General features: G+C 58.1%; 20 protein-coding genes. 7 read left to right on the top strand and 13 right to left on the bottom strand.

Going from position 1 to position 19,929, the window contains the following annotated elements:
- Nucleotides 1-38 precede the first annotated feature (38 nt).
- The 4 genes from LB558_RS07710 to LB558_RS07695 are packed head-to-tail and all read right to left on the bottom strand — an operon-like array spanning nucleotide 39 to nucleotide 4,688.
- Nucleotides 39-995 (bottom strand): sugar ABC transporter substrate-binding protein, encoded by a 957-nt coding sequence (locus LB558_RS07710; RefSeq protein ID WP_224696990.1) that lies wholly within the window; start codon nucleotides 993-995, stop codon nucleotides 39-41.
- Between the two features lie 50 nt (nucleotides 996-1,045).
- Nucleotides 1,046-2,038: an ABC transporter permease gene (locus LB558_RS07705; RefSeq protein WP_224696989.1), complete on the bottom strand. Its 993-nt coding sequence runs from the start codon at nucleotides 2,036-2,038 to the stop codon at nucleotides 1,046-1,048.
- Complete coding sequence (locus tag LB558_RS07700) at nucleotides 2,035-3,588, bottom strand: sugar ABC transporter ATP-binding protein (RefSeq protein ID WP_224696988.1); 1,554 nt, start codon at nucleotides 3,586-3,588, stop codon at nucleotides 2,035-2,037. Before LB558_RS07700 ends, LB558_RS07705 begins: the two co-directional genes overlap by 4 nt.
- A 5-nt stretch (nucleotides 3,589-3,593) precedes the next feature.
- Nucleotides 3,594-4,688, bottom strand: coding sequence for an NADH:flavin oxidoreductase/NADH oxidase (locus tag LB558_RS07695; protein ID WP_224696987.1), 1,095 nt, complete (start codon nucleotides 4,686-4,688; stop codon nucleotides 3,594-3,596).
- A 304-nt stretch (nucleotides 4,689-4,992) separates the two neighbouring features.
- Between LB558_RS07695 and LB558_RS07690 the strand changes: the two genes are divergently transcribed.
- Nucleotides 4,993-5,541 carry a nuclear transport factor 2 family protein gene (locus tag LB558_RS07690; protein WP_224696986.1) on the top strand — a complete coding sequence of 183 codons (549 nt, stop codon included), beginning with the start codon at nucleotides 4,993-4,995 and terminating at the stop codon, nucleotides 5,539-5,541.
- A gap of 191 nt (nucleotides 5,542-5,732) precedes the next feature.
- Nucleotides 5,733-6,563 carry an IclR family transcriptional regulator gene (locus LB558_RS07685; RefSeq protein WP_224696985.1) on the top strand — a complete coding sequence of 277 codons (831 nt, stop codon included), beginning with the start codon at nucleotides 5,733-5,735 and terminating at the stop codon, nucleotides 6,561-6,563.
- Between the two features lie 20 nt (nucleotides 6,564-6,583).
- Here the strand turns inward: LB558_RS07685 and LB558_RS07680 are convergent, their stop codons facing one another.
- From LB558_RS07680 to LB558_RS07665, 4 genes are all read right to left on the bottom strand, one after another.
- Entirely contained in the window at nucleotides 6,584-7,372 is a 789-nt protein-coding gene (locus LB558_RS07680) for an alpha/beta fold hydrolase (protein ID WP_224696984.1), read from the bottom strand.
- Nucleotides 7,342-8,235: an SDR family NAD(P)-dependent oxidoreductase gene (locus tag LB558_RS07675; protein WP_224696983.1), complete on the bottom strand. Its 894-nt coding sequence runs from the start codon at nucleotides 8,233-8,235 to the stop codon at nucleotides 7,342-7,344. Before LB558_RS07675 ends, LB558_RS07680 begins: the two co-directional genes overlap by 31 nt.
- Nucleotides 8,236-8,263: 28 nt before the next feature.
- Nucleotides 8,264-9,076, bottom strand: coding sequence for an SDR family oxidoreductase (locus LB558_RS07670; protein ID WP_224696982.1), 813 nt, complete (start codon nucleotides 9,074-9,076; stop codon nucleotides 8,264-8,266).
- Between the two features lie 100 nt (nucleotides 9,077-9,176).
- Nucleotides 9,177-10,358: a helix-turn-helix domain-containing protein gene (locus LB558_RS07665; protein ID WP_224696981.1), complete on the bottom strand. Its 1,182-nt coding sequence runs from the start codon at nucleotides 10,356-10,358 to the stop codon at nucleotides 9,177-9,179.
- 258 nt (nucleotides 10,359-10,616) lie between these two features.
- On the opposite strand from LB558_RS07665, the gene LB558_RS07660 reads away from it, so the two are divergent.
- The 4 genes from LB558_RS07660 (at nucleotide 10,617) to LB558_RS07645 (ending at nucleotide 14,538) form a co-directional block, all read left to right on the top strand.
- The gene (locus tag LB558_RS07660) at nucleotides 10,617-11,624 is read left to right on the top strand and encodes a carbon-nitrogen hydrolase family protein (protein ID WP_224696980.1); all 1,008 of its coding nucleotides are present in this window, start codon (nucleotides 10,617-10,619) and stop codon (nucleotides 11,622-11,624) included.
- Between the two features lie 137 nt (nucleotides 11,625-11,761).
- Nucleotides 11,762-13,381: an FAD-dependent oxidoreductase gene (locus LB558_RS07655; RefSeq protein WP_224696979.1), complete on the top strand. Its 1,620-nt coding sequence runs from the start codon at nucleotides 11,762-11,764 to the stop codon at nucleotides 13,379-13,381.
- Between the two features lie 133 nt (nucleotides 13,382-13,514).
- Nucleotides 13,515-13,730, top strand: a complete 216-nt coding sequence (locus tag LB558_RS07650; RefSeq protein WP_224696978.1) for a DUF2783 domain-containing protein — start codon at nucleotides 13,515-13,517, stop codon at nucleotides 13,728-13,730.
- 160 nt (nucleotides 13,731-13,890) lie between these two features.
- The gene (locus LB558_RS07645; RefSeq protein WP_224696977.1) at nucleotides 13,891-14,538 is read left to right on the top strand and encodes a TetR/AcrR family transcriptional regulator; all 648 of its coding nucleotides are present in this window, start codon (nucleotides 13,891-13,893) and stop codon (nucleotides 14,536-14,538) included.
- Between the two features lie 593 nt (nucleotides 14,539-15,131).
- Here the strand turns inward: LB558_RS07645 and LB558_RS07640 are convergent.
- Nucleotides 15,132-15,914, bottom strand: coding sequence for a hypothetical protein (locus tag LB558_RS07640; RefSeq protein WP_224696976.1), 783 nt, complete (start codon nucleotides 15,912-15,914; stop codon nucleotides 15,132-15,134).
- A 297-nt stretch (nucleotides 15,915-16,211) separates the two neighbouring features.
- Between LB558_RS07640 and LB558_RS33170 the strand changes: the two genes are divergently transcribed.
- On the top strand, nucleotides 16,212-16,337 hold the full coding sequence (locus tag LB558_RS33170; RefSeq protein WP_412033451.1) for a hypothetical protein: 126 nt from the start codon (nucleotides 16,212-16,214) through the stop codon (nucleotides 16,335-16,337).
- Here LB558_RS33170 and LB558_RS07635 read toward each other — a convergent pair.
- The 4 genes from LB558_RS07635 to nthA form a co-directional block, all read right to left on the bottom strand.
- Nucleotides 16,334-17,335: a GlxA family transcriptional regulator gene (locus LB558_RS07635; protein WP_224696975.1), complete on the bottom strand. Its 1,002-nt coding sequence runs from the start codon at nucleotides 17,333-17,335 to the stop codon at nucleotides 16,334-16,336. The two genes, LB558_RS33170 and LB558_RS07635, sit on opposite strands and share 4 nt — an antisense overlap.
- Nucleotides 17,336-17,381: 46 nt before the next feature.
- Nucleotides 17,382-18,572 carry a GTP-binding protein gene (locus tag LB558_RS07630; protein ID WP_224696974.1) on the bottom strand — a complete coding sequence of 397 codons (1,191 nt, stop codon included), beginning with the start codon at nucleotides 18,570-18,572 and terminating at the stop codon, nucleotides 17,382-17,384.
- Between the two features lie 74 nt (nucleotides 18,573-18,646).
- A complete protein-coding gene (gene nthB / locus LB558_RS07625) occupies nucleotides 18,647-19,270 on the bottom strand; it encodes a nitrile hydratase subunit beta (protein ID WP_224696973.1) in 624 nt (207 codons plus the stop codon).
- Between the two features lie 43 nt (nucleotides 19,271-19,313).
- Nucleotides 19,314-19,925, bottom strand: a complete 612-nt coding sequence (nthA, locus tag LB558_RS07620) for a nitrile hydratase subunit alpha (protein WP_224696972.1) — start codon at nucleotides 19,923-19,925, stop codon at nucleotides 19,314-19,316.
- Nucleotides 19,926-19,929 lie beyond the last annotated feature (4 nt).

Genomic DNA, 19,929 nt, shown 5'->3' with positions numbered 1-19,929 from the left:
CCCGCGAATTGGCGCCCGCGTTGCCGGCGCCAGCCGTATCAATTGCAGCCCCAAACCTGGGATGATTTTTCTTTGACGTTGTCGGGACCATAGGGAAGACCAGGCAGGAACTCGCTCTGCGGTTCGATTGACCCTTTTCCCGCGGCCTTGATCGCCGCCTGCACCGCTTTTGTTCCGAGGTCCGCCACTGGCGTTGCGATATCCAAGTCGAGCAATCCGTCCCGCACAGCCTGGCAACCCAACGGCGTACCGTCGATGCTAACCAGGACGATATGATCCTTGTTTCCAACCGGGACGAGCTTGCCCTTCTCCTTAAGCGCTGAGAAGACGCCCTGCAGACCGTTGTTCCAGGGCGAGTAAATCCCATTGAGATCGGGATGAGCCTGAAGAGTGTTCTCCGTCCCTGCCAAGGCTTTTTCGGGATTCCAATCGGTAGGTACCTGAGCCACTATCGTTACGTTGGGGTGGTCCTTGAGCGCTTCTCCCAGACATTTCGAGCGACGCAGGCCGTTGTCATAGGAAAGACCGCCTTGCAGCTCCAGAAGCTTGAAAGGCTTGTCTTTGGCGACTTTGACGAAATACTCGCCGGCGGCTCTCCCGTCCGCGCAAGGGTCACCGCCGACGTGGTACGTCACCGACTTCAGATCAGCAGGCGCGGAATCAGCGGATACGAATGGGATACCCGCCGAGATCGCTGACTGGGCCAGACCACCGGCTGCCTGGAGATCAAAAGGTATAACGATAAGTGCGTCGACATGGTCAGCAATCATCGTGTCGACCTGCGATGCTTGGCGCTGTGCATCCTTGTTGGCATCGTAGAACCGCATTTTGCCACCGGCGGCTGAAATCGCCTTTTCGATCGCCGTCTTCTCTGCGGTTCTGAAAGGCGAAATGAAGTCAAATGAAACACCGATTACCGGTTCGGCACCGTAGGCGACATCTCCTGCCGCGACGCCGATCATTAGTGAAATCAGAACACCAAATCTTATTTTCATGCCAGTCTCCTCCTTGTTAAATGCCACTTTACTTCTGGTCTAAGCCACGATCATGAAAGGTCACTTGCTAGGCGATCCGGATGATTACGGCCGGCAAAAGCATCTAGCGCGATAGCGACTATTAGAATTAACCCGCGCACGACTGCGTAGATGAATGGGTTTGCTCCGATCAAGTTCAGCCCGTTATCTATCGTGACCAGCAGAATCGCGCCCAACATGCTGCCGACGACAGTGCCCCGGCCACCAAACAGGCTGGTGCCTCCGAGAACGACGGCGGTAATGGCCGTGAATTCGAGCTCAAGCCCGAGGCTGGTGTCCACAAGCCCTACTCGTCCCGACACAATCAGACCGGCTACGGCCGCACATACCCCGGAGATCGCATACACCGACACGATGAGGCGCTTTACCTTGATGCCGGTTTCGGCAGCCGAACGTGGGGATCCTCCGAGAGCCAGCAGGTGCCTTCCGAATAGCGTGCGCTTCAGAACCACCCAGGCGACGAAGGCCCCGATCATCACGGTGATTACCGGGAGAGGAAGGCCGCCCGGCGAGTAACGTGCAAAATTCAGCAATGAACCCTTCACGCCGATCGATTCTGCCGCGGTGATATGAAGACCAATTCCTCTGAAAAGCGACAGTGTAGCAAGTGTGATGATAAGAGGATGCACTTTAAACGCGACAACCAGCACACCGTTTAGCAATCCAAGCATCAACCCGATCGCCAGCGCGATTGGGTAAACCCAAATCGAGGTCGACACGCTGCCCGCGACGCTTTCAGTTCCGGCCAGCAGCAGCGCGGTGGCGATTGCACAGTTGGCGATCGAGCCAACTGATAAGTCTATCCCGCGTGTGACTATTACGAGCGTCATGCCCAGAGCCACGACCGCGGCTGCGGAAGATTGTGTCAAGATATTGGTGAGGTTTGGCAGAGTAAAAAACCGGTCGGTCTGGCTGGAGAATGCGATGCAAACCAGGGCGAACACCAGACCCAAGGAGAGTTGTTGTGACCCCACTGGACCCAAGTGTGCCCGTCTGAAATTCATTGTGGTCCTCCGGTCGACGCCATCGTGAGAATCTTGTCAGCTTCGAAATCGCACCGGTCGAGCGTGCCCACCAAGCGTCCCTTGTGCAGGACGACGGCGCGATGGCACAGCATCAGCAGTTCGGGCATGTCGGAACTGATGACGATGAAAGAGGTGCCTTGTGCAGCTAGCTTGATAATGAGCTCATGGATGGTGGCCCGTGCGCCAACGTCGACGCCTTTTGTTGGTTCATCCAGGATGCAGATGCGGGGATTGTGACTAAGCCAGCGACCGACGATGGCACGCTGCTGGTTGCCTCCGGACAGGCTGACCATCGTGGCTTCTTGGCGCGCCGGTTGCACGTCATAAGTTTCAATCGCATCTCCAGCCCGCTTACGCTCAAGCTGGTGCTTCAACAACCCGGTAAACCTTGTTGCGATTTCTCTAAGCGATGACGCGGTCAGATTTTCGCGAACGGGCCGGATCAGGAACGCTTGGTCCCTACGCCGATCCTCCGAAACCAGCACCATGCCTCGATCGATCGCGGCCTGCGGGGAGCGGTTCTGGAATGGCTCACCCTCGATCCAGACACTGCCTTCTCCCGGCCTGATTCCGGTCAAGACTTCGACGAGCTCGCTTCGACCTGCCCCCATGAGGCCGGCGATCCCGAGAATTTCTCCTCGCGCGACGTCGAAGGATATGTTTTTGACCGCAACGCCGTCGCCAACATCTTTGATGCGAAGCATGGTCGGAGCTATGGCCGGCAGCTTTTTAGGCTCCACTTGTGCCTCGGCGAGCGACCGCCCCACCATGGCCCGCGTCAACGCCTGTGAATGTATTTCGCCAACTGTACCGGAGGCCGTCACCACTCCATCGCGCAGAACTACTATTCTGTCTGCGAGTGCGTAAACCTCTTCGAGAAAGTGGGTGATGTAGATTATGCCATAACCCTTTTCACAGAGGCGCCTCACAACCTCAAACAACTTTCGGCGCTCTGGGATACTCAGGCATGTTGTCGGCTCGTCTAGAATGAGCAGGGAAGAAGCTCGGTGGATCGCCTTCGCGATCTCCACCAATTGCCGCTGGCCAAGCGAGAGGAATGTGACTTCTTGCGCAGGGTCTATGTCCGCTCCCAGAATAGTACCCAGCAGGTGCTCGGAGCGGGCGTGCATGGCCCTGCGATCAATTAGGGCCCGCTTCGTTGGCAGTCTGGGCAAGTGGATATTTTCGGCGACCGAAAGATTGGCGAATAGGCTGAGCTCTTGATGGATGGTCCCAATTCCCAGGCGCTCCACGTCGTCGGGGCTGAATGCAGAAAATGATTTGCCGTTGAACCTGATTTCACCAGCATCCGGTTTGATCAGTCCCGACAAGATATTTTTGATGGTTGATTTCCCGGCACCGTTCTCGCCGCAAAGCATCAACACTTCGCCTGGCTTCAGCGAAAAATCGACCGAACGCAACACAGACACTCCAACGTAGCTCTTGGAGACGCCCTTCAATTCAATCAATTGTCGATCCAACGCAGTCATTGCACTACCGTTGTGAGAAGCCGCGCCAATGGACATCATGGAGCTCAGAGACTTCGCTCGAGCGCCCAGCGGTATTGGGTCGGGATGTCGATGTCGTTTGTCGCTTGCAGCACCGCTGCGGCGGTCCTGGGCCAATACGGATCCCTCAGCATGGCACGAGCCAGGAAAATGAAATCGGCTGAGCCGTCTTGTATAAGCGCAGACGCGAGCGTCGGGTCGAAGATCAGCCCTACCACCCCGGTCGCCATCCCTGTGCGCTCGCGGATTTGGCGGGCAAAAGGAGCATGGTAGCCAGGCGATAGTGGGATTTTCTCCTTTGGCACCACCGATCCGCTTGAGCAGTCGACCAGGTCTACGCCCGCCTCCTTCAACCAGGAAGCGAGTGTGAGACTTTCGTCCAGATCCAGGCCACCATCCGCCCAATCGACAACCGACAAGCGTACGAACAAAGGCAAGTGAGCCGGCCAAGCGGCCCGCATCGCGCGAATAACCATCAACGGAAACCGCGCCCGATTCTCCAGGCTCCCGCCAAATTCGTCAGTTCGCCGGTTGCTCAATGGTGAAAGGAACTGATGAAGGAGGTAGCCATGTGCGAAATGCGCTTCCAAAACCTTGAAGCCGGCATCGAACGCGCGACGTGAAGCGGCCGCGAACTCTTCTGTCACTTGCAACAGATTCTCGTGATCCAATTCGCGCGGCTGTGGCCAGCCTTGTTGATAGGGAACAGCACTCGGAGCCACTAGCGTCTCCCACCCGCTTATCGGCTGGCCTCCCTGATAAGGAGGCAATCTGCCGGCCTTCCTGCCGGCATGCGCTATCTGGATCCCGGGTACGGAACCTTGTTCAGAAATAAATGCGGCGAGAGGCCTCAGCGCCTCGACATGCTTATCTGACCAAAGACCGAGATCCCAAGGACTTATCCGGGCCCAAGGTGAAACCGCAGTTGCCTCGGCAACAACGAGACCCGCGCCTCCGACGGCTCGGCTTCCCAAGTGCACCAAATGCCAATTGTTAGCCAATCCATCTTCGCACGAATACATGCACATCGGCGAGACGCCGATGCGGTTCGCAAATGTCACTGACCTCAGCGTCAGGGGCGAGAATAGGCCGTTAGCTGACGTATTGGCGGCCCGGGTCATCGACGATCACCGGATGGCAACATGCCACACAGAGAAGGATCGACGCTTCGTCCAATTCGGGCTTCGCTCGGGCGTGTCGACATTTGGCTCCCTTCGGGCAGCGACCTTTCGCACAATGTGTGCCGTCTCGGCCGGCGCCACCCGTTTATAGACAATTGCCAAAGGTCAAGCTATTGTCAATTGATTTCATGATCAGAAAGCGTATTCTAGGTCAATAATTAAATTCCACGCGGTAAACCCATTGAAAGCGAATTCGCGCGGCTTCGCCAGCCGTCACAAACCAAGCCGAAGGGGAGCACGATCGGTGACCGAAAACGTTGACAAAGTGCAGTATCTATTGGATCGGCAGGAAATTCTGGATTGCATGCACCGATATGCTCGAGGCGTCGATCGACATGACCACGAGTTGATAAGATCCGTCTTCCATGCAGAGGCTATCGACAATCATGGGTCGTTCACTGGCAACGTTGACGAATTTCTAAGGTGGCTCGGCAGCGTTCACGATGCGCATTACGCAAGCCACACGCATAACATCACCTCGCATAGCTGCGAGATTGACGGGAACGTGGCTCACGCAGAAACGTATGTGATTTACAGCTTGAGGACCAAGGATAGCTCGGAGGTTCGCGTGGGAGGCGGGCGCTATCTGGACCGCCTAGAGCGGCGCCATGGGGAATGGCGGATCCTGCTGCGGAGGATGATCGTCGACTGGTATTTCACCACAGACGGCACGCCCTTTCGACAGGTGCTCAATAAAGGATACATCATGGGCCGTTGGGACCGCAGTGATTTGTCCTATATGCGTCCGTTGGAAATGGAAGCCACAGAAACTGATCCTAGCGCGCCCCAGTGACCGGCTTTTTGCCTTGCACATGGGCACCTCAAAGATGCGGGGCCGGTTAATCACTAAGGTTCCACGCAGAGCACCAACCAGGGAGTGCGGCGCGGCCGCCAAATTCTCCGGTGTCCTGCAATGAGTGCACAGTGGCGAGGGTGCCAGGCAGGCGCTGTTGGAAGTGCGGGCATGCCCAAGCGGGTCCGGACATGAAGCCTGACGGGCGGGGCGTCCACTCAATCGAAATCGGAGCGCGCCTTCTCTTCGCTCTCGTGGTCGAGGGCGAGCCGATGATGCTTAAGGATCTCGCCAGGCAAGCAGGAATCGCACCGTCCCAAGCCCACGCCTATCTCGTCAGCTTTCGCAAGCTCGGGTTGATCGAGCAGGAAGCCGTGGCGGGCCGTTACCGGCTGGGACCATTCGCACTGGATCTTGCAATCAGCAGGATGGGCAGGTTCGACATCGCGCGCATGGCCCATGAACAGGCACTGAAACTCGCCAGTGCGACGGCGATGACGGTAATAGTCCTCACGTGGGGTTCATTCGGTCCGACTGTCATTCAGGTCCACGAAAGCCGTGACCAATTCAACATCAACACCCGTTTGGGCAGCGTGTATTCTGTAACTGGTACGGCAAGCGGGAGGGTATTCGCTGCCTTCATGGCGAAAGGATTAATTCGTGACTTTATCCGGAACGAGCGAAAGCAGGAAAATCCGAGCCGCAGGATCGGCAGTCCTCAGTTTTTATCCAAAGAAACGCTCTCCGAAATTAGGTGCAATGGCTTCGCCACGATCGCAAGCCAGCCCGCACCGAGCCTCGGGGCACTTGCGGCACCGGTCTTTGATCATGTTGGCCAGATGCGGTTGGCGATTTCCCTCGTCGGACCCGGAAAATGGCTTGGCACTTCAATTGGCAGTCCTTGTGTCGAGGCGTTGCTGATGGCCACCCACGCGCTTTCCTACCAGCTTGGTTATGATGTTCAGCATTCAAAGCCGGTGGTGTGCCAAACGTCGGGAAGAAAAGTGCTCAAGCCGGTATAAGCCTGTGGACCTCAGGCCCGCTATTGGCGGGCCTGCGCTAATAGGATTGCGTTGGCCAGCTTAAGAGGCGCTTCAAGCGGCGCGATGTGACCGACGCCCGGAATCACGCTGAATGTTACGCCCTCCAGCACTTTTGTGAAGTTGTCGCGAAGGGATGCTTCAGGCTCGACGGTATCATCGCCTCCGGCGATGATATGGACGGGTACTTTGATCTTGGAGGTTTTATCACGGATATCTTCAATCATGCCCTTCTCGGGCCAAGCATGCTTTGCGCCCGGTGATCCACGCAAAGTGTCTTCGATAATTTGTTCGCGATACTCGTCGGACAATGGATGCGGAGTGAGGTTGCTAACGACCGTCTCGGCACCTTCGCGCGTCTGATACAAGCCCACATAAATCCGCCGGACGTCTGCTGGGACGTCCATCGCATTTGGCGGTGCCGGGGCGTATAGGATAAGGCCTTTCAATCCTGCAGGCTGTCGCGCAGCGACGAGTTGGGCGACCTTGCCACCCATTGAATGGCCGATGATGAGGTAGTTCTTCAGGCCCAATTTTTCAGTGACAGCGACTACGTCGGTGGCAAGGGTCTCCAATCCATAATCGGTTGCTTCCTTGGTCGAATCGCCCCAGCCGCGAAAGTCGATGGCAACGCAGCGGTTGGTAGAGGACAAAGCCTCGATGGTGGGCTTCCACGTGCGGCTGGAGCCACCCCAGTAGTGAAGGAAAACCAATGTAGGGGCTCCTCCTGCGACGTCGAGAACATTGAGTTCGACGCCATTTACACGAAGGACATCCTGTCTCTCAGACATGTTGTTACCTCTTGAGTCGTTTGGGAAAACGGCCTTCGCAAGGACATGGCGAGCAGACCGCATGCGGCCCAGTCCAAAGGACGTGCAGCACGCAGGCGCATTTTCTCAGTTTTCCCGCCCGACTGAAAGGACATATTGCCCTCGAATCCTGCCAGCCGCCCGGCGACGAGCCGAGCTGTGGCACTATCACCCGCGGATAGGTCCAAGTGCGTAGCCGCCGTCTGCGACGAACTCTGATGCCGTCGAAAAAGGGCGTCCTCAGACGCGATGAACAGGACATACCTTGCGATCTCGTCGGTCGTAGCGTTGCGCGGGATCGCGAATTTGTCGACAGGAACGAGCGGCCTACCGTCTTTGTCGTAGGCCAGCTGCGTCTCGATGATGCCAGGATGGAGCGCATTGACACGGATGTTGTCCTTAGCCAATTCGGACGCCGCGGTTCGCACCAGGCCCCGTAGCGCCCATTTGCTGCAGCCATAGGCAACCAGTCCAGGAGTTGGATGAAGACCGGCGATCGACGAAACCATAACGATAGAGCCGCCACCAAGCTTGCGCATAGAGGGTGCGACAGCCCGTATGCCAAGCAGATCACCGGTCAGATTGGTGTCGATCACCCTGCGCCATTCGTCGAGCTTGACGTCCTCGATACCACCCAAGGCAATCATTGCGGCGTTGTTGATCAACACCGATATTGGTCCGGCGCGCTCCTCAATAGTCGCGACTGCGGCAGCCCAGCTCGCCTCATCCGCAACGTCCAGCGCGACAAAAAGAGAATTGTTGCGCACCTCCCCGGCTATGGTTTGCCCCAGAGCGCCAGCCGCTCCGGTGACCAACACAGTCTTCCCAGCGAAACGATCAGACATGACTGTCTCCGAGTTGGGCTGCGGCTCATCAGAGCCGGAATTGGTCGCGAATGCCCCTTAAGAACGTTGCGTCGTCCTGGCTCTTGCGAGCGGCAAGCACCGTCTTTGCATCAGCCCCAACTGCATACCGAAGCCGATCGGTGCCGTCGGTAGCAGCTTCGTAGACCACCTCGGCTACAGCCTCTGGAGGAGAGGCACTCTTCTGAGCCTTCTCGAAACCCGTCATCAGCTTTCCAATCGCATCCTGATATTCCGTCAGGCTCTCGTCGTTGCTGAAATCCAACGCAGCGCCAAACCCGGTCGCGACCATGCCGGGCTCGACTATCTTTACGCGCACACCAATTGCGGACGCTTCGTAGCTCAACGCTTCCGAGGCGCCTTCAACGGCGAACTTGCTGCCGTGGTACAGCGCGCCGAACGGATAGGCGAACCTTCCACCGATCGAGGAGATGTTCACGATTACGCCCTGCTTGTTGGCGCGAAAGTGCGGGAGAACAGCTTTGGTCGTTGCCAGTCCACCGAGGACGTTGGTATCGAACTCACGCCTAATGTTTTCCAGCGGCGTCGCCTCCAACGGGCCGTATGCGCCAAAGCCGGCATTGTTGAGCAGTACGTCGATTTTTTGGAAACGATCGATGCCAGCCTTGACCGCCAACTCGATTGAGGCAACATCGGTGACATCCAGGTGAGTGATGAAAACGTTTTCCAGCTCGCCAAGGCGCGTTTCTTTCTCGGGGCTGCGCATCGTCGCGATGACATTCCATCCCCGCTCCTGAAATAAGGTGGCTGTTGCTCGGCCGATGCCGCTCGAGGAGCCGGTGATCAGGATTGTTTTGGCCATTGTTGTATCCTCTCCAAGGGGGCTCCGCGCATCCTGCTGCGGCGTGCAAACCTTTGTCCGGCGCAGAAACGCACGATCGGTCGTATTGTTCCGAGGCCGATCAAATGTAGTTGCGCTCCCAAGGGTCGGCGCGGGGAGGTTGGCCGGATGGGCTGATCACCGAATTGTGCTTTGGCTCGCCAGCTTGTGTCGATGGCTTAACTCTGGCTTCTGCGGAAGCTGTGTCGCGGTACTGGCGCGGTGAGGCGCCATAGCGGTTCCGGAATGCCTTACTGAAATGGCTAAGGTCGTTGAAGCCGTTTTCCATCGCAATCTGTGTCACGCTGCGGCCCTGCAAAGCGGAACTTCTCAGCTGCTCGGCACAGCGCTCGAGGCGTCTGCTCCACATATAGCGGGACAGCGAAGTGCCTTCGTTTTCGAGCAGTTGATTTATATATCTCTGCGACAGCTTCAACTCTGCCGCGATCGTCGCGGGACTCGCGCCCGAAGTGCCGAGCGAACGCTCGACCATCGCCTTCACCCTCATCAACGCGAGCCCCTTGTATTCCGTAACGAGAGAGGGGCTCGATTCTGCGAACTCCGCAACCATGGAGACCAGGAGCTCAGTAAAATTCTGGCAGACTTTCTCCGCCGCGTTGGGTCCCAGCCCGGGGGCGCGGTCCACCAGACGCGACAGGTAGGCAAACGCCATCGGGGCAAGTTGGCTTCTCTCGCTGAGATTATGAGCCGACAGGCGGTGAAGGTGGCCGATCCGACCGGCTAGCACATTCTTAGGCATCCTGATGCAGGCGATGTCGAAGCGCTCGTCTGAATGCAGGCGGTAGGGCCGGTCGGCATCGCACATAGCGCCGTCGCCCGCCGTAAGCCGAGCAACGCGCCCATCCTGCTCCGCAATCAAAGTGCCCGAGAGCACGAAATTGAACACGAGTGTGGAACTCGTCGATTTCGATATTCCTGGACTGGCTCGCTCGGCCAAGTGCGGGGAAGCCTGAATGCGGCAGAGGTGAAGGTCATTGATCGGCGTGCCGTGGTAGGCAGCATCAAAATGACGGTTTCCCACCAGTTGATAGTCAAGATCCAGAAGGTTGCGGCTAACGACATCATGCCAAAACGCAAACCGCTCGCGAACGGGTATATCTGCCGTTGACGCGAAGATCGATTGGTTTATGGCACTTGTCTGCCCGACAAGCATTCGGAACGGTCCAGAACTGAAGCCGCCCAGCGACTTCGATTTCGACAACGTCACCAGACGATAGCTTATTGCGTGCAACTGCCAAAGCAAGAATCATTCTACCATCCATTTTAACCGGCCATTTCGGCACGGTCGTGCCGCCAGACTCCGTCTGAACCAAGTTTTGGCTCCTGCTCGGCAAAGTCCATTCCGCGGATTGGTTTAAAGTCGACTGACTTCCAATAGGTGTCATTTTAATCGGCAGTTTTTCGGCGCTGCCAAGCTTTTGCAGCCAATCTCAAAGATCGCCGGCGTGTGCTGGCGCAGCCCGCAAGGCCGCAGACGCAACAACGTAGGAGATAGCGAACCATGGGTATCAAGCATCCCAGCTATAAGGCGGCCGTCGTCCAAGCTGCCCCGGTCTGGATGGATCTGGAAGGCACGGTCGCGAAGACAATTGGATTTATCGAGGAAGCCGCGAAGGAGGGCGCGAAGCTTATTGCCTTCCCGGAAACCTGGGTTCCGGGCTATCCATGGCATATCTGGATGGGAAGCCCAGCCTGGGGGATCGGAAAAGGGTACGTCCAGCGCTATTTCGACAATTCGCTCCACTACGACAGCGATCTGGCTCGCCAGATATCGAAGGCAGCGCGAGACAATAAGATAACTGTCGTACTTGGGCTTTCGGAGCGTGACGGCGGCAGCCTCTACATCGCGCAGTGGTTCATCGGTCCCGACGGTGAGACGATCGCCAAACGGCGTAAGCTGCGCCCTACACATGTCGAGAGAACAGTTTTTGGCGAGGGAGACGGGAGTGATCTGGCGGTTCACGATCTGTCTGAATTGGGTCGCCTGGGCGGGCTTTGCTGCTGGGAGCATCTGCAGCCCCTGACCAAATACGCGATGTATGCTCAAAACGAACAGGTGCATATCGGAGCCTGGCCCAGTTTCTCGATGTACGAGCCGTTTGCCCACGCGCTCGGTTGGGAGACCAACAACGCAGTCAGCAAGGTTTATGCGGTTGAAGGCTCGTGCTACGTTCTGGCGCCTTGCGCGGTTATCTCCCAGGAGATGGTCGACGAGATGTGTGACACGCACGATAAGCGAGATCTGGTCCACGCTGGCGGAGGACACGCCATGATCTTTGGCCCGGATGGAACACCATTGACGCAGAAATTGCCCGAGGCGGAAGAGGGTCTCCTCTACGCAACCATCGACCTTGGCGCGATCGGCGTGGCCAAGAACGCAGCGGACCCCGCCGGCCACTATTCGCGTCCGGACGTTCTGCGACTGCTGTTCAACAACAAGCCTGCGAAGCGGGTGGAGTACTTCTCTTTGCCGCTGGATACGGCCGAGCCCGTGCCAGCAGCAGAATAAGAGCCCGTCTCTCGTCGGTCAGGGCGTCGCGCCTTTGGAAGGGCACGCAGCTTCGCTTGACTGCAGTCGGGCCGCCGTGGGACAATTTTTTATGAGCGGCCCGCAGCAAGGCTGCTGTGCATTGGGGAGATGCAACGATGCTGGCACAGCGCTATCCTATTGCCCATCGGTTGTACCCGTATCAGCGCTCTGCCGATCAGAACACGCCGCGGCCAGTGCGCCATACCGTCGCCGTCATTGGCGGAGGTCCAGTCGGCATGGCGGCGGCGCTGGACCTCGCGCTGAAGGGCATCGAAGTCGTGGTGCTCGACGACCACGAGGGGATAGGGCAGGGCAGCCGCGCCATTTGCTTTTCCAAGCGCAGCCTGGAAATCGCGCATCGGCTTGGCGTCTCAGCCCCGATGATGGCGAAGGGCGTCGAATGGAATCTGGGTAAGGTTTTCCACGGTGACAGGCTGGTATTCGAGTTCAACCTCCTGCCCGAGGAAGGGCACCGTTTCCCGGCCTTCATCAATCTGCAGCAACCTTATTTTGAGAAATTTCTCGTCGATCGCATTTGTGAGGCACGCCACAAGGGTGCGCCGGTAGAGATCCGAGGCGGCAATCGCGTGGATGCGGTCAGGCAAAGGGACGATGGCGTCGAACTCGACATCACCACGCCCGGCGGCAGCTACACGATCGAGGCTGGCTGGGCAGTCGTCGCAGACGGTGCCGGATCGCCCACACGAAAGGCCATGGGGCTCAGTTTCGACGGCGAGGTGTTCGAGGATAATTTCCTAATCGCCGACGTCCGCATGGATGCGGACTTCCCCACCGAACGCCGTTTTTGGTTCGAGCCGCCGTTCGTGGGCGCCGGCGATTCAGCATTGCTGCATAAGCAGCCTGATGGTGAGTGGCGGATCGATTTTCAGATCGGCTGGAACATCGACCGGAAGCATGAACTGGAGGAGCAAAATGTGCGCCGGCGGCTCGACGCCATGCTGGGGCCGATAGGGATCGGCTACGAAATCATCTGGACATCAATCTACACGTTCCAGTGCCGTCGCATGCAACGCTTCCGGCACGAGCGCATCATCTTCGTCGGTGATTCATGCCATCAAGTGTCGCCCTTCGGTGCGCGTGGTTGCAATGGCGGCTTGCAAGACATCGACAATCTAGGGTGGAAACTAGCCCGGGTCATCGAAGGGCATTCGCCGCAGACCCTGCTCGATTCTTATGACAGCGAACGCGCTTTCGCTGCAGACGAGAACATCCGAAATTCCAGTCGCGCCACCGATTTCATCACGCCGAAATCCGGGGTCAGCAAGGTCTTTCGCAACGCGGTTTTGAACCTGGCGCAGCGCCACGATTTCGCCCGCCAGTTTGTGAATTCCGGGCGACTTTCGATCCCAGCTTTTCTCGACGGGTCATCCCTTAGCAGCAAGGACGAGTTGCCAAACGCACCGGCCTGCAGCCGTCCCGGCGCGGTCTGCCCGGACGCGCCGCTCGACGGCGAATTCCTGCTCAACCTTCTGGGGAACGGCTTTGCCTTGCTTTACATCGGTGCCGAAGCGCCGGCGGGTTCAGAAACGCTAGGGGCGAACCACATCGCCGTACCACGGGGCAGGCATCCGCAGCTCGACGAGCGCTATCTTGGACTGGAAACCCAGGGTGTCTATCTCATTCGTCCCGACCAGCATGTTGCAGGGCGATGGAGCCGGTTCGATTTGCAGGCCGTCCGAGCAGCATTGCATCGGGCGTGCGGGATCACAGGCTAGGTTCCTTGATGGCTGTCGGTTGAGGCGTTCCTTCAGCGCAATCTCAAGATCTATCTCGCCTCATTCGACATTCTTGGCTCAGACTGCCAGCGGGAAGAATGCCTCCCGTCCAACAATGAGGACCTCGGGCGCCATGTCATATCTTAAGACGAGCCGGAATCTAACCGAGGCTGACGAAGCATATGCCGCGCTGATCGAAGCCCACCAGGGGCTATCCGACGAGCAGAGCCATGCTTTTAACGCCAGGCTGATCCTGACCCTGTTCAATCATATTGGCGATCTCGGGGTGATTCGCCAAGCACTCGCGGTTGCGGCGCCTGACCAAGAGAAGGAGCCTGGCGCGAATTGAAGTCTGTGAGGGAGGTTCGCTTTGTTGGCCGCCGAGTCCGTGCTCATTGCTTCGACATCGCGCAGCCGCAGTAGGTTGTGCTTCGCGTCGCCGCCAATGTTTCCAACGCTTTACTTCTATGGCGACAGAGCTGTCAAAGAGATCCTTTTTCGCATTCCGCTTGACCATAGCGGCATTGATGGCCATTCATCGTGCGATGAAAGGGAGCCGTACCAAAGAACGATTGTTGCGCGTCGGACTTGACCAAGTGAGTGTCTTTGGTCTTTCCGCCGTCACGCTTGGCCAGCTCGCCGACGCCTCAGGGCTGTCCAAAAGCGGGCTTTTCGCCCATTTTCAATCCAAGGAAGAATTGCAACTCGAGTTGCTCGATCAATTCGTGAGCGTGATAGGCCGCAGGGTGGCCGAACCGGCGATGCGAGCGGCGCCCGGGCTGCCTCGGTTACATAGGTTACTCGAACTGTGGTTGGGCTGGCCTGCCCGAGCAGGCCTCAGCGGTGGTTGTCCACTGTCAGCCGCGCTGTTCGAATTGGATGATTTGGACGGACGAGTTCGGGACCATGTCCGCGAACTCGAAGCGCAATGGCGAGCGATGTTGGTCGAAGTCGTGTCTGATGCGGTTGCGGAAGGGGATCTGTCCACTGACACCGATGTCGACCAGTTCGTTTGGGAGATATGCGGCATCTATCTCGCTCACCATGTGGCGAGCCGGTTCGTGCGAAATAGGAGGGCTCGTGTCCGTGCTAGGACGGCGCTGGCCGGCCTCATTGAGCGACATCAGGCGGTGGTCGCCAGACGGCTCCGAAATTGAAAGCCTGGTCTATCGCTCGCGACAGTTCGATGGCGCCGCATGGCCAGCCAGTCGTTGCGGTGACAGACCCGATACCGAAGGCTCCAACTGCAATTCAGGATCAGTTCACCGCAGTCCTCAGGCACCTGATCGCAGAATGGCCTAAGGCGTTCTCGGATCGAAGGACCTTAACACTGACGCTTCCGTCCATCCGGTCACCTTGTGCCGCGCGCCCGAACCAAGGTGCGCAGTGGATCAAATTGAAGGCCGCCAAACGTGGACCGTGGCAATGCTATGCCGCGACCAGACCCTCAACTGTCAAAAGGAGCCCATGCACGAGATCGCACACATTCGGGATCTGCAAGCCGTGAACAAGGCGGTGCCCGATGTCGGCGACGCCGGACCCTATGGCTTTATGGGATTTGGCCCTGGCAACTTCCGCGAGCGCCTCGGTGAACGCCGCCTTCATCCCCAAGCCCGGATAGAGAGCCAGCGTGTCGTCTATAAGGCCGGGGGTATTTCATCGATCCACAAGCCCATGACGTCGACATGTGCCCCGAAGTGGATCAGTGCGACTTCAGGCTGCTTGCGGTCCCGCGACGCGAAAGGCCGTGTCAGCCGATCTTCTCCGGCCTATCGGGCCACGGGTAGAGCTGCGGAGCGCCGACATGCTGCCCCGCCTGCGCTGCCACAGCAAACCGCGTGTCCGGTCGCTTGGTGATTTCCTCCATCGCGAATGCTCCAAACATCTCACGGATGTTGAGAGCAGGATGTTGCTTGAAGACGCGCTTGGCCTGTCCAACTGGAATTTCGCTGGCGCGCAGGCAAGAAAGGTCCGTCCAGGCCCCGTCCTGAAGATACTTGGCCATCGTGCCAAATTCCTCCCCCACTATCTGCACGTGCAAGATGATGGCCTGCGCGGCTGCCTCGGCTCGCTCCTCCTCCACACCTTCGCCCACCAGAAAATCATGCGCAGCAAAACCGCTATCGACGGAGAAGTCGCCGATGTGATCGTGCGCGCATCTGTGCTGATCGGTGACGCCGAGGTCATGCAACAATGATGTCACGTAGAAGAGCTCCTCGTCTTCAATGCGAACCCCATCCGCCTGAGCCAAGAGGGCACCCCAATAGAAGGTTCGGTAGACGTGGTTCGTCAGCGGCGCGGGGGACAGTTTGGACACATGGCTTTCAACCTTCTTCGCCAAAGCGCTGTCCGGAATCCGGATCAGGTCCAGATCCATTTTTGCTATCGCCTCGCGTGCCGGTTTGCTGACATCGGCGAGGGCTCTCGCTTGCGCTTTCAGCATCTCGCGCATCACTGCCTCAAGCTGGGTGGGATGTAGGCGGCCACCTGTTTCCTTCGCCCAGGCGAGGGTGCCGATTTTCTTGTCGGACAATTTTACGTCTCCTCTATCCGCGTCGCCGCAATCTGCCGCCAGGAGGTTCTTAGTCTGGTCCAGAAGCCCGCTGCAGCCGCACGCGCACAGAGCCATGGTCCGCAAAAAGTCCCGCCTCGCGGCGACTGGAGTTTGGTTGGACAAAAAGGCCTCTCAAATTCAAATAAGTTCACGAACCAGCGCCAGGCGCCGTCTGCATTCAATGAAACCAGCCCGAATCTGTAAGCGGCGCGCTCTGCGTGTCTTGGCCCGGAGGATATTTGGCGCCACTGTTGGCTCCAATGACAAACAGCCCTCATTTACCGCCGAAAGCCGCAATGCTCAGAGTGTCCGTTCGCACAATCCCAGAGGCAATGTTGCGTCCCAGGAAAAGGCCCAGGCACCATGGCCGTCGATGGAAACAATCCGCCGGGAACCCACTAGTGTAACGCACGCCCAAATCGGCTGCGATAATCGTGAGGTGAGACACCGAACGCCTTGAGGAACGCTCGTCGCATCCGTTCATCGTCGCCGAAACCGATCCGGTAGGCTATTTGTTTTACGGAGTCTGGAGCCGTCTCCAGAAGCCTGCGCGCTGCCTCGACGCGAATTTGCTCAACAGCTCTCGCGGGGCTTTCACCTGTCTCGCGAGCATAAACACGGGCGAAATTTCTCGGGCTCATCTTGGCCGCGACCGCCAGTGCAGGGACCGACAGGTCTCCATCCAGGTTCAAGCGTATCCAACCATGCAGGTCCTCGAACCGCCCGCGGGCATCGCGTAGCTGCTGCTGTAGTTCCACACTGAATTGCGACTGCCCACCTGGTCGTTTCAGGAACAGCACAAGATCACGTGCAAGCTTGAGAGCGACGGCATTGCCCAGATCGTGTTCAACCATCGCAAGCGCCATGTCGATGCCGGCCGTCACGCCTGCTGACGTCCAAACTCTCCCAGACGAGACGAAAATCGCATCGGCCCTAAGCTTGACCTCGGGGTACAGGCCTTCAAATTTTTTGCATTTGCCCCAATGTGTCGTGGCTTCCAGCCCATCGAGGACGCCAAGTTCGGCAAGTATGAACGCACCGGTGCAAATCGACCCTATACGGCGCGGTATGTTGAGATAGGGGGCAAGGCACGCTCGCAAAGACTGGGTCGCTAAAGCAGAATCCGCAGGCGTCCCGCCCATCACGAGCAAGGTGTCAACATCGCTGGCCATCGCCTGCTCGATGGTTTCCGTTGCGAGAGCCACGCCGGCATCAGTCCTAATTTGACCACCCTCTCGTGAGGCAAGCGTCACGGAATAGGCAGGACGGCCATCAACTTCGCAAGCATCCTTGAACACCTGCATTGGTCCGGTGATATCGAGCAGTTTCGCCTGCTCATACATGATCAGGACTACATGTCGTGGCGCGTCGGTGATCGATTTGTCGGTGTTTGCGAGCATAATCATATTCCGCGGCGCGACCGGGATGCAAAGACAGCAGCTCTGATCAGTATCGTTGCCATTCCCTGACGCCTGATCGCACTTCGTCGGTCGTCAACAGACACTTGTCCAGTTCGGAATACAGCGCTGAGAAGTCGATGCCTTGGCCAATGAACACGATTTCCTGCCTGCAATCGCCGCTGTCTTCGTCCCACTGACTCAGAATGTGTTCTTTGCGGTAATCATCGGGCCAGAGCTCGGGTGCAACGAACTTCCACCAACGCCCCGTCTTTTCGTATGAAAACGTTCCGCCGGTCTGAGCGAGTGTGTAAATATCGGTCGGTTCATTGGCCAGCCAGAAGTACCCCTTCGCGCGCAGCAGTCGTCCATTGGTCCAATCCCTTTCAAGAAGGCTGAGGAAGCGGCGAGGCTGGAACGGCACACGCGCTTTGTAGACGGAAGACGAAACTCCGTATTCCTCTGTCTCAGGTGTCTCTTGCCCCCGCATCTGCCGCATCCAGCCGGACGCTTGCGTCGCCTGTTCGAGGCTGAACCGACGTTTGCTCAAAAGCTCGTCGACGGGAATGTCGCCCCTTGTACCCTCGATGATCTCAGCCCCGGCATTGAGCGCACGGATCACCGACCTGACTTCGCCTATCGTGTGTTGGTCGACCAAGTCACACTTGTTGATTAGGACCAGATCCGCGAACTCGATTTGTTCCGCGAGCAATTTGCCAAGCGTGCGCTCGTCTTCAGCGTCACGCGCCTGTCCGATCTGCCGCAAGGTTTTTGTGTCCGAATAGTCGGACAGAAAGCGCTCCGCATCGACCACCGTGACCATCGAGCTGATCTGAGCAAGATCAGAAAGGGGGCGAGCGGCCGTCCCAACAAAAGAGAAGGTCTCGGCGACATGGATCGGCTCGGAAATCCCCGACGACTCGATCACAAGGTGGTCGTACCTATTCGCGCCTGCGAGGTCTGCCACAGCCTCCAGCAGGTCCTCGCGCAAGGTGCAGCAGATGCAGCCATTGGTGAGCTCGACCAGCTTCTCCTGCGTGCGATGGAGAACAGCCGAACTTCTCACCTCATATGCGTCGATATTTATCTCGCTCATGTCGTTGACGACGACGGCAACCCTCATCCCTTCGCGATTTCGCAGGATGTGGTTCAGCAAAGTACTCTTGCCGGCGCCAAGAAAACCGGACAACACGGTCACAGGAAGCACGGCTTCCCGGTGAAATTCGGCACCGTTCGTCATCGCCGTTGCCACATCCTAGAGATTAGGCGGCTCTTGATAGGCAAAGACCGCCGAATGGTCGCGTCCGCAAGGGATCAATTCAGCGGATTGAGGTAGCTGGCGAAAAGATCCACGACGACCGAGGAGCCGTCCTCGACCTCGCTCCACAGTTCAGAGCCCTCGAACCGGACATGGTAGGTGTGCTCGTGCGCCGCTTCGATCTTGTGCGCGATTTCGCCCGGGAAGTGTGCCTTCGGCGCGATCCCTACAATCTCTCCGCGCTTGCCGTGGCAGTATTTGGGCGCGCGGCAGTGACCGGTGGGGGACACACCTGTCACGATGACCTTGTCACCGACCTTGAAATCCGGCCGATGGGGGCGGCTCGCGTTGCCTACGCCAATTGGAGTCGACAGCGGGAAACTTCCCCTGCCGCCGGCGCGCTCTTCGAGCTCCTCGTGCGACACCAGGCCGTGCTCGACATAAAGTGCTGCCAGTCCCACCAGCGTCCTCTCGTAGTAGCTGCCGCGCATATAGTCCTTGGGCGGAATGCGCTCGATCGCGTGGCGGCCGCTATCGAAGGTCCACCAGCCCTTCTCCGCAGCAAGGATCGCCACGATGTAGGCAAGCGGCTCCCAGTCGTGATGAAAGGGGAGGTTGTCGCGTTGCTCGGGAAGGCGGCCATAGCCTTGCTTGCCGCCCATATCGGCGATGCCGTCCATTTTTAGCCTCCGAAATCTCTCGTCGTTCTGGACGCAGCTGGCGTCAGCTAACAATTGCGCTGTTTGGATCCGGGTTAGCGGTGCCAATAAGCGTTTCCTTGGTGACGATCCGCTCAAGCCGCTCGGCTGTCCAATCCTCGGTGCCCTCCGGACGCAGCGGAAGCACCATATAGCGGGTCTCGGCAGTTGTGTCCCAAACCCGGATCTTGATTTCTTGAGGAACATCGAAGCCCAGTTCGCTCAGCACCTGCCGCGGCTCGCGCACAATTCGCGAACGATACTCAAAGCTCTTGTACCATTCCGGCGGCAGGCCAAGGATCGGCCATGCAGTGCAAGAGCATAGCGAGCACACAATCACATTCTGCAGATCCTTGGTATTCTCGAGCGCGGTGATGAAACCGCCTTCGACGCCGCCGAACCCGAGCTCCCCGGCGGCTGACGCGGCATCGTTCAGGAGACGCTCCTTATAGTCCGGATCGGTCCAGGCCTTAGCCACGATCTTGGCGCCGTTCTCCGGCACCCAGCCGTCGAAAGTGTCTTTCCACTTCTCGATAAACTCGGCCGAAATCAAGCCTTTATCCTCAAGGGCCTCGCGCAACGCCCTGGCACGGACCTCGGCGTCCGCGACCGGCATGTTGTGATGAGGATCTGTCATTGGA

The organism is Mesorhizobium sp. CO1-1-8, assembly GCF_020164875.1.
GTDB lineage: Bacteria > Pseudomonadota > Alphaproteobacteria > Rhizobiales > Rhizobiaceae > Mesorhizobium.
Note: the sequence above shows the minus strand (reverse complement) of the source record. Positions and strands in the feature narration are given on the sequence as shown.